The 12,920-nt window shown below is 46.0% G+C and carries 10 protein-coding genes; all 10 read right to left on the bottom strand.

The genetic code is table 11. The features are described 5' to 3' along the window. Positions 1-3: 3 nt before the first annotated feature. The 10 genes from OC23_RS12885 to tssB all read right to left on the bottom strand — a co-directional run bounded on the left by OC23_RS12885 (position 4) and on the right by tssB (position 12,910). Positions 4-771, bottom strand: a complete 768-nt coding sequence (locus tag OC23_RS12885) for an OmpA family protein (RefSeq protein ID WP_038345269.1) — start codon at positions 769-771, stop codon at positions 4-6. A 2-nt stretch (positions 772-773) separates the two neighbouring features. Next, the gene (tagF, locus tag OC23_RS12880) at positions 774-1,733 is read right to left on the bottom strand and encodes a type VI secretion system-associated protein TagF (RefSeq protein ID WP_038345268.1); all 960 of its coding nucleotides are present in this window, start codon (positions 1,731-1,733) and stop codon (positions 774-776) included. 37 nt (positions 1,734-1,770) lie between these two features. After that, complete coding sequence (gene tssM, locus OC23_RS12875; RefSeq protein WP_038345267.1) at positions 1,771-5,592, bottom strand: type VI secretion system membrane subunit TssM; 3,822 nt, start codon at positions 5,590-5,592, stop codon at positions 1,771-1,773. Between the two features lie 29 nt (positions 5,593-5,621). Further along, positions 5,622-7,046 carry a hypothetical protein gene (locus OC23_RS12870; RefSeq protein WP_038345266.1) on the bottom strand — a complete coding sequence of 475 codons (1,425 nt, stop codon included), beginning with the start codon at positions 7,044-7,046 and terminating at the stop codon, positions 5,622-5,624. Continuing rightward, positions 7,046-8,041 carry a type VI secretion system baseplate subunit TssG gene (gene tssG, locus OC23_RS12865; RefSeq protein ID WP_038345265.1) on the bottom strand — a complete coding sequence of 332 codons (996 nt, stop codon included), beginning with the start codon at positions 8,039-8,041 and terminating at the stop codon, positions 7,046-7,048. Before tssG ends, OC23_RS12870 begins: the two co-directional genes overlap by 1 nt. After that, positions 8,005-9,813 (bottom strand): type VI secretion system baseplate subunit TssF, encoded by a 1,809-nt coding sequence (tssF, locus tag OC23_RS12860; RefSeq protein ID WP_038345264.1) that lies wholly within the window; start codon positions 9,811-9,813, stop codon positions 8,005-8,007. Before tssF ends, tssG begins: the two co-directional genes overlap by 37 nt. Before the next feature lie 12 nt (positions 9,814-9,825). Then, positions 9,826-10,302 carry a type VI secretion system baseplate subunit TssE gene (gene tssE, locus OC23_RS12855; protein ID WP_038345262.1) on the bottom strand — a complete coding sequence of 159 codons (477 nt, stop codon included), beginning with the start codon at positions 10,300-10,302 and terminating at the stop codon, positions 9,826-9,828. A 75-nt stretch (positions 10,303-10,377) separates the two neighbouring features. Beyond that, complete coding sequence (locus tag OC23_RS12850; RefSeq protein ID WP_004654761.1) at positions 10,378-10,881, bottom strand: Hcp family type VI secretion system effector; 504 nt, start codon at positions 10,879-10,881, stop codon at positions 10,378-10,380. A 51-nt stretch (positions 10,882-10,932) separates the two neighbouring features. Then, positions 10,933-12,414: a type VI secretion system contractile sheath large subunit gene (tssC, locus tag OC23_RS12845; RefSeq protein ID WP_038345261.1), complete on the bottom strand. Its 1,482-nt coding sequence runs from the start codon at positions 12,412-12,414 to the stop codon at positions 10,933-10,935. After that, positions 12,407-12,910, bottom strand: a complete 504-nt coding sequence (gene tssB, locus OC23_RS12840) for a type VI secretion system contractile sheath small subunit (RefSeq protein ID WP_005229256.1) — start codon at positions 12,908-12,910, stop codon at positions 12,407-12,409. Before tssB ends, tssC begins: the two co-directional genes overlap by 8 nt. Positions 12,911-12,920 lie beyond the last annotated feature (10 nt).

Below are 12,920 nucleotides of genomic sequence, written 5' to 3'. Positions count from 1 at the left end.
GGCTTAAAGCACTTCAAACTCAATTCGACGGTTTTTCCGACGCCCGTCTGCCGTTGCATTATCTGCAACAGGCTGGCTAGAGCCCTTGCCTTCTGTACTCAAACGGTCAGCAGCAATACTTTTACTGACCAGATAACTTTGTACTGCTGCAGCACGTTGCTGGCTTAATACTGTATTCTTGGTAGCATCACCAGAACTATCCGTATGTCCAATAATTTTGACTTTCTTGCCGCCCACCTTGTTTAAAGCCACCGCCATTTCATCCAGAATCTGCTGCCCTGCGGCAGTCAGGATTGCACTGCCCGATTCAAACTCAATGATGCGGTTTTTCAAGGCATCATCAATAATTTTTTGCTCGGCCTGATTGACAGAAAGCTGGGCATTAAAGCGATAAGGTTGCTGGACCAGAGCCTGAAAACTGCTGGTGGTTGGCTGAATCTGATTCGGGTCAGCCATCTTACCGGTCAATTCAACCTGGGTACCCCTAACGCGCAGTTGCCCCTGTGAAATCTTTTTCAGGTCAGGGGTAATCACCCGGGTTACCGAATCGCTCCATCCATTTGGTGCAGCAACCGGTCGCACCTGGATTTTGTCGACCACCTGATCGGCACCATACACCGACTGCATCTTGACCAGAATTGCCTGTTTGCTGGCATCGTTCGGTACGACACCTTCCACCACGATCGGAGCGGCATTGAGCACGGCACTTTGGCCCAGGAGTGTTAATCCTAGAACCCAACCAGCCGATACAGATTTCAAATTATTTCTCATATTTATTCATCTAAAAAAGTTTGTCGAAATAGCTTTAAGCCCTGATTCAGGCTCATCTGACGCTGACAAAGTGATTGTTCGAGTGTCGCAAGACCGGCATTTTGCTCCAGATAGGCATCGATCCATTGCGCCTGAATCAATGAAACCCAATGCTCACTTTGCATATTCTGGGTAAAAATATCGCTCAAGGCCATGATGTCAGCCCCCTGAAATCCGATAAATAATATCGGTTCTTCACGATGCAGTATCCCGATCAGGATTTCGGCATTGTTAATGCCGAGGAAGCGTCCAATCATCCCGACCCAAAAGGCAGCAATCTCATAGCAATACATATGGTTATTGATCGGCAAGATCAACACCTTGTTCAAGCGACTGGTACCATTCTTTAGAATCGGCTGCAGTAACAGCCCCAGACCGATCATGCTTTGTGCGAGTTCATAGACATTGATTTTCATCAATTGTGCAAATGAGTGCATGGTGTGGTTTTCATAGAAACCGTTACATTCGGTCGAGCTAAATAGCTGAACCACATTGGGTAGATTATTCAGCTTTTCCAGCATGATACTGGTATCACGGATGCTGCGTAATACCCGGTTACGCTGGAACAGATCAACCAGTACCGACTTGTAGTAATACGGTGCCAGCAGCAGGTTCTGGTAGGGCTGCTCAACTTCCAGTAACTGGCTTAGTACCATTGGAAATGCCCGTCCGGAACTGTCCTGGCTGGCGATCAGGTTAGCCGCCAGAAACATCGGTTCCGCAGGATTGGCGATAAAGAAATCCAGTGCAGGAAGCGTGTCATAACGCTGTTTGAAGTCAGGCGCCCGCATGGCATGTTCCAGTGCCTCGGTAATCCACTGATCAAGCACCTGAATCAACGCATATTGACCTTTGGACTTTAGAAAGTCCCCTCGCGCGGGAGTCTTGCCATAATACAAAGGTGTAGTCTTTACTTGGTGCATCCGGGCGCCTCCTGATAGTCCGTGATTGTCCCTAACATTACGGTGTTACTCCCGGCTGGGCTGGTGCCGCTGCCGCAGGTGCAGGTTGTGGTTTTGGCGCAGCACCGGCAGGTGTTGTCTGCGCCGATACCACACGTACCGCTTTTTCGGTAACCACCTTATCGACCAGCTGCAAGCCGGCATAGCCACGGCTTGAACCGATCTTGCCAGAGCTGTTGCCACTGATTAAGCGGAAATTTACTTTTAATGACAGCGACGGTTCAGTCTTGCTGGTCCAGGTCATTTCAAAGCTGCCATTTTGCTCTTTACGTTGTGCCGCATCGATCAAACGGTTAATTCCGTACTCACCTGGTTCTTCAAAAATGGTATGGGTCTTGCCTTCCAGATCCACTGCCGTAATACGTGCTCCCGGTATTGCACCCTGGTTCGGCCAGACAAAGTTCACCCACTGCTGGATACCATTTTCAAATACCATCCGCTGCCCATCGATATCAATGGTATACGACAGGTACTGCGGGTTTGGTAATGGGTAGAACTGGAAGTTCGACTGATTTGATACAGGTGCAGCAGCCGGCTGATCCAGACTACCGGTCGCCATGCCGTTGATCGGTGCCACATATTGCTGGAACGCCATTACAAACTGCGGATTCAGGCTAATCCCCAGATCTTTCCAGGTTTTAGAGGTCAGTACATAGCCACGGCGAATCACAAATGGATCGAGCGCTTCTTTGACAAAGCGTGCGATGCTACCGGTTTCACCGAAGATCTGGCCAATTTCACTACTGGTTGCCTGTAAGGTCACACTTGAGTTAAACGGATACTTCTGGCTCAAATTGGTTTTGAACGGTTGATAAGCCTGAATGCCCCACAGCTTGTTCAACTCATCCTGTGTTGGTGCGATCAGGCTGGCAAATGATTGAGTCAGTGGGCCCATCAACAGCTTTTGTAACAACTGCTGGTCGCTATCCTTGAGCCCCACCATCATTTTCTCATCCACATATTTCTGGGTGACATTAAATACCGAAGTCTGGTCATTGATGGTTTGCTTCACCAGTGCCATCGCACTTGGGCCAATCTCGCCTGCAGTTTTCAGGTCATTAAACTTGCTGCGAACCTGCGCAAGATTATTCATGTACTCATCAAACAGCGACTTGTCTTGTAAGTCATCACGCTTACGCACCAACTGATAGAACATCTGGTACTCTTGTGAAATCGCACCTTGTGCCTTATTCATCGCCTGAGTGGCAGCCTTATCGTCTGCATTGTTCAAGACCTTGCGCTTGAACCAGGCCACAAAGCCTTTTTCAGGTACGGCAAGCTCAGCCTGTACAATCGGGTTATCCCAGTTGGTCTCGATCGCAATCCGTTGTAACAAGGTACGGATTGGCGAGTTTTGCGGTTCACCTAACACATCAATGGTCTTGACCTGCTGGCTGAACTGATCGGCCTTGGCATAATAGATGCCGTTCAGGAACTTCTTCCATTCGGTCACATATTCCTGTTTATACAAGGCCACCAGCTGCTTGCGGATCTGTTCCGGGCTGCCCGAGAAAGTCAGGTCATCAGATTGACGGCTGTTCAACACCCAGTCTTTACTGTCTGTTGGCTGATTCGCCGCGTCATCAATCGCTTTTTCGACATATTCGTCCCAGGCTTTCTGGGTAAATACGCCTGGCAAGGCATAGCTGCCCAACACAATGGAACGGTTTTGCTCACCCACGATCTGTGCAACGGTCACTGCAGGGAAACGTACCGCCGCACGCATCTTGATTTCGTTATAGACACGGTCACGGGCCGGCATGCCACGAATGACAGACAACAACACCTGACGGGTTTGATCGACTACTTGCGCATCTGTTTCAAGAATCGGGAAACCTTCCTGATTGGCCAGAGTCATGGCATAAGACAGAATTTTCTCTGCATCCTGAATCATTTCACCACGCGGCATCTGGCCACGGTTGGCATCTAGCCATGAACGCCAGAAACGCGATACCTGATCACTTAAATGACTGCTATCCATATATTCCGGATTGCTCATCATCAGGTAAGCCTTTAGCGCATTATAGGCATCTTGCGGATTGGTATCCGAAGGCTCCAGATACTGCTGTGTCTTGGCGACCTGCTTGATTTCCACATTGACATGGTTGGCTTTCAGGGTCGCTTCATTGTTCTTGACACGTTGCAGATATTGCGCGATGTTTTGTTGCGTCGGGGTCAGGACAATCTGTTTGATCCCTTTTAAGTATTCTGCTTTTAAGCTCTCACGCAATTGATTGCCCTGATATAAACCAAAGCTGAACTTGAGCGGACGATGGTCACTGAACTCATCGAGTTGCTGTAAACGCTCCTGCAAGATCAGTAAAGATTCAAGCTGGGTAGAAAGCTGTTGTCCCGACGTTTTTTCCAGATGCACGACTTTGTCCAGATCGGCCTGAACATCGGCAATCAGTTGCTGGTTGTTGCGATATGACCAGACCCAGACGCCCAAGACCAGTGAAACCCCGACCAGCGCAGCAATAAATCCAATGTAACGCTGACGCTTTTTCGCCGGATTGATATGCTGCTTTACCAGATCCTTATCACGCAAAATGACATTGGAGAATAAGCCCTGCAAGAAATAGCCATGGTTAGGAGCCAAAGAAGGACTCACGCCTTCCTGACCATTGAGTGGTACCTGCTGAAGCTGGAACTCTTGGGCAATATTTTCCGTCATTGGACTTTCAATAATGCCTTCCTGTAAGGCACTGGTAAAATAAAAGCCGCGGAAAACTGGCTGGAACTGATATGGATTATCTTCAAACAGGGTGCCAATAAAACTTTTTAATGCCGGTTTCAGGGTTTTAAATTCCAGCGGGAACGTCATCACACTTGGAGAAATATTTTGCGAATGGCGACGGCTTAAATGCGTCGTACTCACACTCTTTAAACCATCGTAAAGAATGCTGTAATGTTTTTCGAATAATTCAACTGCATTTTGCGACGAGTTTTGCTCATAAGGCAAGGTTGCCCCCCAGGCCTGATTGTATTCCTGCGATTCATAACAATCAAAGAACTCGGTAAATCCTGCAATCAGGTCCATTTTGGAAAAGACCAGATAAACCGGCACCACCACTTCAAGTCGCTCGGTTAAATCCTGAATACGGGCACGTAAATTCTTGGCCAGTTTCAATGAGCTTTCCGGACTTTGACTGATCAGCTCGGCAATACTGACAATTACGATCAGACCATTCACCGGTGCCTTGGAGCGGTTTTTCTTCAGGATATTCAAGAAACCCAGCCATTCCGAATGATCTTCCGAGTACACCGAGTAACGCCCCGCCGTATCCAGTAAAATCCCTTCGGTTGAAAAGAACCAGTCACAGTTACGGGTACCACTTAAGCCCGCAGAGACCATCTTCTGGTGCGTTTCTTCAAAAGGAAATTTCAGGCCGGAATTATAGATTGCCGAGCTCTTTCCGGCAGCCGGGTTACCAATCACCATATACCAAGGCAACTCGTATAAAGCGGCATTGCCCTTTTTATCGCCCAGTTTGGATTTACGAATCAGCTGGATCGATTCTTTCATCTGTTGCTGGATTAACTGTAATTCGGCTTTATCCTTGTGCTGTCCGTACTCTGCCTTGCTGTCCTGCTCAATGGCATTGGCCAGTTCTTCCCCCTGTTCGGCATGGCGTTTGCGCTGGATCAGCCAGTAGATCCCATACACAATCAGGCCCAGGGCATAGGTTGCCGCCAGCGCCCAGAAAATATGCCGCGGAATAGACGAATACGAAGAAATAAGCGCCACAAACAAGGACAAAGCAATGATTGCTTTAGGATTAGTGATGTACTGCCACAGATAACCTAAAATGATGTACATTGAGTTCTCGAATTCTTAATAAAAGTTAATCAACCAGCAATTGCTACACTTTCCTGATCTGGTGACAGCTCAGGTAAAGTCTGAATAAATGCTTTTAAATTTTGTCCATAAACAAAGGCAACCTGCTGATCTGGAAGATGCGCCCCCAACATCAAGCCAAAAACTTTTGCCACGTTCTGGGTATGTCCGGCAACAGGCTTACAATAAAGGTAGTGGTGCTGCTCTACCGGACTCTGTGCAAAAAACCGGTCCAGTTTCTTGACCACCTTGATATCGGTGCCATCCTCGACCACCAGTACAAAAGGTTCTTCATCTTGATATTGTGGTAAATCATGTATTTCTAGCTCTTTGAATATTTGATTCAGATTATTTTGATTAGAGACCAGCTTTAAGGTTTTTAAAGGCTGTTGCTGCATCAGCTGGACATCCGGATGCGCCACACAGCTGCTCCCGACAAACTCGGCAGGCGTATAGACACTCATCCCCCAGATTTTTTCATCAATAATTTCCTGATCGATTTCCGAATCCCCGGCAATTATCAGTGAAATTTCATGCGGCTGTTTCAGCACCCGCTCTACCAGTTCAACCACATTCTGGTCTGTCGATGCTGCATTGATAAAATGATATTCGATATGGAATTTTTGCGGAATGATGCCCAGCTCATAAAAAATGCCCTGAATCATGTCATTACTCGCGTGGTCATTCCAGGTATGTACCACATCCTCAGACAGCAAAATATGTAAATTTAACTTATCTAAACGGTAGACCTGCTCGATCTGCATTTCTTCATTTTGTTCTTCCCCAGACAACCCGGGGTCAATCCATGCCGGATGCATCCGGTATTCATGCAGGTTCTGGCTTTCATAAAACAGGCTGGAACGCTTTAAATGTTCCGAAATGGAGGTCAGGATATCGTGATGCTGTTCAATCTGGTGCTGGATCAGCGCCATGATGCGTTGTTGCCGAACCGAAACAAATGCAGATTCATTGTCCTCGTCCTGAGTGACCTGCTGATCCAGTGCCCCGATCCGGTAAGATAAAATCGGCAAGCCCTGAAAGTTCAGTAAAAGCGGATCAAGTTGCGGGCTGGCGAACTCCCTGATTCCGTCCAGAACAGCATCATTTTCTCCCAGCGCATGATAAGCCGCAGCTGAATACAGGTTGACATGCAGCCATTTACTTTCCTGTAACGCAGGTGCCTGCTCGTCTTCAGTTGCATTTTCCTCTTGTCCGGCAACCAGAGCCTGCTGCTTTTTCTGTTTATACTTTTGATAACCCTTATAAATCAGCCAGGGTGACAACAGCACAAAGGTAATAACTACAGGCAAAATCAGGAAGTAATTGATCAGGTCTGCCGACTCAGGCAGATATTGGGTATCTCGCCAGTAAAAGATAACAACCAGCCCAACCAGAATAAAACATGTAATTAAAGTTGCCAGTATTTTCTTGATCATTATGCGGCTCCTAAAAGTGCATAACGCGTTTCACTGTTATGTTGCAATTGTCCCTGTGGCATTAAAAAGGCCCCTTGCCCCAAGCCCATTTCATGAGATGAATCCAGACACATCGGGCGAATTTCGTTTTTATCCAGAATCAGCCGTACATCAATAAACAAGGTCGGGCTACACCAGGTCTGGATCAGGTGTTTTAATTTTTGGTTCAACGGCTGGTTCGGTAAAAATGCCAGATACTGTTCACGGCTTAAAGGACCGATCTGAATTTCAATTTTTCCATCAATCTGCTGGACTGTCTCGCCACAGAAGGTATTGATTCCCAGCAGGCTCGGCTGGCTTCCCCCCAACCTGGTTTTCTGCTCGTCCCCTAGCTGGAATTTTTCTTTGACAAATTCCTGAATATGCACCTGCGTATTAAAGACGCGGCCCAAAATGGTTTTTAAGGCATGTGCTGTATTATTCTGTCCCTGCATCAATCCTGAAAATTCAGCAAAATATTCATCCAGATCGTGCTGCTCGTGTTGTGAACGAATATAGCCGTTCAAGGCATGCAAAATATCGAGATAATGGTTCTGCTGCTCAATTTCATAACGGACCGGCAGATTATATGCAAGGCTGGCATCCACATACTTACTGGTCAGCTTATGGTTAAATAAACCGAGAAACTCTTTAATTTCCAGACGTTGCTGACGTGAGCCCTGTTTCAGCTTATTGGTATAGGTATAAGGCAACGCGCCTTGGGTTCCGGTAAGACCGACCACCAGATTGGTCAAATGGATGCGCTGCTCCTGATAGCTCAGTTCCTCAATTTCAGTAGCCGGAAAGCTTAAGCTGAACGAGGTGCCAAATTTAAAATCGTCAGACCAGTCCTGCTGACGCGAAGGCACAGGTAAATGGCGTAATAAACGTGTCGACTGTACAAATTCAAATGAACCTGCCCGTTTAAAAACCTGATCGACTACAGAAGAGTCTTGCCACCAACGTTCTGCGCGCATTGGTATATCTCCTGCTGATTAAGACTGTCTTTCACGACCACATCGACAAAACTGTTGATCTGAACTTTCAAATTAAAAACATGGCTCAGTAACTGACTGAAAATATATAGGCTATGCCCTCTAAATACGCTCTTGTTAACCACGAGCTCGGCTTTCACCCCACGGATAAACATCGGGAAAGGCTTGGAGTTGACGAGTTTATTGGTGCTTGAAAAACTCAGCTGTTTCAGTGCATCAATCAGTAGAATATTTTCTTTTGAATGAGGCAAGTTATATAAAGCCAGCAATTCTTTTACGTGGCTCAGGGCATCCCCTTTCATCAATGCCAAAGTATTTAAGGAAAGATGCGAGATAATGCGCCACTGTTCATTTTTATTCTTATCAAAATAAAACGGCGAGGTTGGGCGTTTTAAAATTAATGCACGCCGGGCCAGACTGCTGTCATTCAGGTTCAGGATATTATTACTCTGGCTCAATGCCTCATGCGGCAAGTCACCATTTGAGCACAGCAGGCGCGTACTGATAAAATCGGATTTAATTTCAAACGGTTTCAAATGCTTTGAAACAATCGAATAACCCATCTGTGTGGTTTTATTCTGTGCCGGTACATAATTCAGCGAATAGAAAAACTGTACCTTATCGTTATGGTAATGGCTCATCGCAAAAAACGGCAACACCGGAACATAGGTCTGCTCCTGATTGGTTTTTTCACGCACCATATTCATTTCGGTCACCGAGTAGACCTGATAAAGCTCAGGATGATGTGCATCGGTGATCAGTGGATATTGTAACTGGGTATGGGAAATTTTTTGCGGCTCGGCCTGTTTTTCAAACAGATTGATCGCTGGAGTGGTAAACAGCTTGAAGTTGGCAACATTCAGCTCGGAATAATTCCGTACGATGGCCTGATCATTGAGGTTCAGTTTAAGGTGTATCAGAATTTCAAACTGGTTTTGCTGGTTCAGCACCCCTTTTAAACGGCTTAAATCCAGGTTCAGGTAGTTAAATTTTTCTGGAAAACAGAAATATTCCATCAGTAAACGATAAGCATGGTGGGTATGCTGATCAATCGGTAACAGGCTTTCCTGCTCGGTAAAACCCATGATTTCAAAAGGGTTTGCTATTTCAACTACACGCTGTCCAACACGTATGGCAAAACCTGTATCGTTACGGAAAATACTGTCCAGCACCTGTAATGGAAAGTTTGAAATGGCATCCAGATAAATCGGCAGCTTCTCATCCAGAATCCACTTCTGCGCTTCATTAAAAATCTCGAATTTCAGGCTCAAGGTGGCATTCTGGTTCAAATGCATATGGGTACTTGGCGAAGTCTGAAACTCGAGTTGCGTCAATGAAATTGGCAGCAGGCGGACAGCACAGGTGGTATTGAACTCACACTGAACCCCTTTAAAACTACGGGATTTCAGCGCAGTTTTTTGAGGAATGACATGGGCGGCTGTCAGTTGTTTCAGCTTATTGATATCTTCAAAGCTGACCACGGTACAAGCCGGGAAATGACGTAAATATTGAGGGAACATCACCTCAAACAGAGAATGGGTAAATACGTCGTAACTGTCTTCCAGTTTTTTGTCGATCCGTGCAGCGATCAGGGAAAAAGCCTGAATTAACCGTTCGATATGCGGGTCATCAATCTGTTCCTGATTTAAGGAAAGTCGCTGCGCAATTTTGGGATACTTCTGCGCAAACTCTCTGGATTGTTGACCGAATTCTTGTAGTTGTTTTTCATAATACGGTAAAAGTTGCTCGATCACAGTTCGCTCACACTAGGTTCTGGCAGAAATTACATATTGTTGTGTTGTCGGCTTAAGCAAGGCATCAAAGAACACCGGCTCATATAGAGGGTGTATGTTCAGGTAAGCCTGAATACTTAAACAGAGTGAGCCCATATTGTGCCCATCCAGTAACATCTCGACTTTTATCTGTCTCAATCTTGGCTCATGTGCAGCAATCGACTGCTCAATTGACTGGCAGATTTTATCCCGATCTAACGGATTGGCGGTTGATAAGCCAACAAAGTCAATAATCCCGAACTGCAAGATTGATTTTCTGGCAAGTGGGAACTCATCCATATCACGGTCAAACTGTGCAATCCGGCTATTGAGCAAGTCTTCCAGATCACGGGCAACCGATTCGCGTAGCTGCTGAATCGACATCCCTCTTAAATAATCTTCCTGCTCTGGCACCAGACGATCAAATAATGTTGACCGGAAACCGTAAGGATATAAATGATCTAAATTCATTTTTAAGAACAAAATCTTGGAAAAATAGAGGCTAATAGGAACCTATTAACCTCTATGAGAACATCACGGTTTCTATTACGCAGCGTAAGAAGCTGTGTTGTTAGAAAGTGACCATTTCTTGGTAACAGCACCTTTGGCAGTACCGTTAATGTCTTGCTGGTTATATGTCCACTCAACAGCAGCATATTTCAAACCGAATGTTTCAGTTGGAACACCTTCTTCATTAACAGTCGGTGTAACGCTTGAAACAAGCACGTGCTTCAATTTGATTTGTAAGTACTTGATACGCTTGTCACCATTTGCACGGTAGTAATCGATCTGTACTTCATCAAATGTATAACCGGCAGAACATGCTTCCCAAAGTTTTGGACTTGTTGCATCCAGATCTTTAACGAAGATCATGTCTGAGTGTTCAACACGTTCAGCAGTGTGACCACCAACGCTACTTGAAGTCGCAGATTTTGGCTGACGAATGTTATGAGACCAAGAGTTAACTTCAAGCCAACCTTTGTGTTCAGAATCGCGAGATTCTCCGTCTACCTTATATTTACCACGAAACTCAACATATATATCTTTCATTGAAACATTACCTCTATTTTATTTAAAGTTATTATCTAGCTGATCTCATTGTTAATTTGAGGACTGAGGTAGTTCAGTCACGAGTCGTAAAGAAACAGACAACTCATCCAGCTGGAAATGTGGTCTTAAGAAAACCACAGACTTGTAGTGACCTGGTTGAGCAGGATCTTCTACAACCTTTACAGATGCCTCACGAAGCGGATATTGTGCTTTTGCTTCTTGAGATGCACCATCATCGAGCAGGACATATTGAGACAGCCATTCGTTCAGGAAGGCCTCAACGTTACCTGCAGATGCAAAACTTCCGACTTTGTCACGCATCATTGCCTTTAAGTAATGTGCAATACGCGACACCGCCATGATGTACTGGATCTGGCTAGAAAGAGCCGAGTTGGCATTTGCCGTATCACTATCATATTTCTTTGGTTTTTGCGTCGATTGCGCACCGAAGAAAGCTGCATAGTCTGTGTTTTTACAGTGAACCAGAGGAATAAAACCAAGATCGCTCAGTTCTTTTTCACGACGGTCTGTAATTGCGATTTCGGTCGGGCATTTAAACACCACTTCGCCGTCTGAAGTCTTGAAGGTATGTACCGGCAAGCCCTCAACCAGACCACCGCCTTCTACACCACGAATTGCAGCACACCAGCCATGCATGTCAAATGCATTGGTTAAACGCGTACCAAAGGCATAGGCTGCATTCATCCATAAATAATCATCATGGTTTTCGCCAGAGACATCTTCGATGAAGTTGAAACCTTCTGTTGCCGTGCCCTCTTTCGGATGGTATGGCAAACGGCCCAGTACATGCGGCATGGTCAATGCAACGTAACGTGAATCTTCGCTGTCACGGAAAGAACGCCATTGAACGTATTCGGCTGTTTCAAAGATTTTTGAAACATCGCGAGGACGATCAATGTCGGTAAATGATTCAAGGCCTAAAATGCTCGGGCTAGCCGCCGAAACAAATGGTGCATGTGCCGCCGCAGCGACATGAGAAATCTGCTCCAGCAAGTACATATCAGATGGAGTACGGTCAAACTCGAAATCACCAATCAGGGCAGCGTATGGCGCACCACCAAATGAACCGTATTCTTCTTCATAAATCTTTTTGAACAGTGTACTCTGGTCAAAATCGGTCGCACCCTGGAAATCTTTTACCAACTCTTTCTTGGTCGTATTTAACATACGAATCTTGATCATGGAGTTAGATGGCGTTTCCTGACAGAAGTAGTAAAGACCGCGCCAGGTCGATTCAATTTTCTGAAACTGTTCATGATGCATGATCTGGCTCAGCTGATTCGAGATCAGGGCATCAATCTCGGCAATACGCTTGTCAATCGACAAGGTCATATTCTCAGAAACCGTAATGGTTCCTGCCATCACTTCTTTTGCCAGCTCGCCAATCAGGCTTTTTGCACGGACATGTTCATCGTCATTACGTGCAATGCGGCTTTGCTCGACAATTGAGTCGAGCAGGTTTGCCGATTCGGCTTCTACGCTTGCTGCAGCGGCTGCCTGTAAATTACTCATTATCTGCCTCCGCACTCAGTTGGCGTACCTGGTCGGTATTTTTCAATACTTCATCCAGCAAGTCTTCGAGACGCTCGCTGTTAGAAATCTTGTTGCGCAGATCAGTCAGGCGCTCACGTGCCGCAACCAGCTTACGTAATGGATCGACTTGCTGAACCACCTGCTCCGGACGGAAGTCTTCCATCGAGTTAAAGGTTAAGTCAACCGACATGCGCCCACCCTCTTCGGTCAAGGTGTTTTCAACCTGAAAGGCTGCACGTGGTGCCAGTGATTCCATGACTTCATCAATGTTATCAAGGTCTACATTGATAAATTTCTTGTCTTTTAATTTGGTTTTCTCTAATTCGGATGCCGCAGAGAAATCCCCCATGACACCCACCACAAAAGGCAGTTCTTTTGACTCTTTACCGTCGCCGACTTCAACATCATATGTGAGCTGTACACGAGGAGGACGTATGCGTTGCAGTTTCTTCTGGACGCTTTCTCTCTTTGCCATAACTTTCACC

This window comes from Acinetobacter sp. A47 (assembly GCF_000805455.1).
Lineage (GTDB): Bacteria > Pseudomonadota > Gammaproteobacteria > Pseudomonadales > Moraxellaceae > Acinetobacter.
The sequence above is the reverse complement of the archived record's forward strand: the minus strand, read 5'-3'. Positions and strand labels throughout refer to the sequence as shown.